Raw genomic sequence first — 527 nt, 5'->3', positions numbered from 1 at the left:
ACAAAACAAAAGATATAAAGCTTCTGTGTAAATGGCAGTTAAGGTAATTAATTTGTCAATTGAAATATATTCATCCACTTGATGAGCTAAAGACTTTTGATTGGGGAAAACAGGTCCGAAAGGAACTAAATTAGGGGCACATTTAGTATAAGTTCTACCACCACTACACAAAGGCGCAGTTAAAAAATCATGAGTATGTTTTTGATAAATATTTAATAAAGTTGTTATTAATTCGCTATTGGGATTGATATACATAATAGGATAATGAAAATCAGTTTTTAAAAGAAATTGATTCTTTTTGGCTGCTTTTTCCAATTGAAAAAGGATTTTTTCAAATGTAATTCCTTTAGGATATTTTAAATTAACAGCGAAAAAAGCTTGATTATTTTCTAATTTTAAAACTCCAGAAAAACAAACCAAATTATAAGTTTCTTCATCAAAGTGATTAATGCCTAATTTTTTTTCCATCCAAACTATCTACCAAATATTGATCCAAAAAATCAACCAAAGTATTTGTAATTCCCAAC

General features: G+C 27.7%; 1 pseudogene. It reads right to left on the bottom strand.

Going from position 1 to position 527, the window contains the following annotated elements:
- Positions 1 to 468: pseudogene (locus tag OYV_RS04325) on the bottom strand (dipeptidase PepV); the annotation flags it as partial.
- Positions 469 to 527 lie beyond the last annotated feature (59 nt).

Source organism: 'Chrysanthemum coronarium' phytoplasma (assembly GCF_000744065.1).
In the GTDB taxonomy this organism is placed as follows: Bacteria; Bacillota_I; Bacilli_A; order Acholeplasmatales; family Acholeplasmataceae; genus Phytoplasma; species Phytoplasma asteris.
This window is presented reverse-complemented; position numbering and strand designations above follow the sequence as displayed.